General features: G+C 61.9%; 1 protein-coding gene. It reads left to right on the top strand.

The genetic code is table 11. The features are described from left to right. A partial coding sequence (locus ACPYOM_RS22580) for an alpha/beta fold hydrolase (RefSeq protein ID WP_481347676.1) occupies window positions 1-270 on the top strand: 270 nt, incomplete at both ends.

The following is a 270-nucleotide window of genomic DNA, read 5'->3' as shown; positions in this document are numbered from 1 at the left end:
AGCTATACCTGGCGCCACCAGCTCCCGGTACTCGCCAAGCAATACCGCGTCATCGCCCCCGATCTGCGCGGCTACGGCGAGACCGACAAACCAGTCGGCGGATATGATAAGCGCAACATGGCGAAGGACCTCCGAGAACTGATGCGGGTACTTGGGATCAATAAGGTTGCCCTGGTCGGCCATGATCGCGGCGCGCGCGTGGCAACCCGCTTCGCCAAGGACCATGCAGAGGCCGTCGACCGGTTGGTCGTCATGGACAATGTACCAACC

The sequence above is a fragment of the Monashia sp. HAY1-2A genome, assembly GCF_056755315.1.
This window is presented reverse-complemented; position numbering and strand designations above follow the sequence as displayed.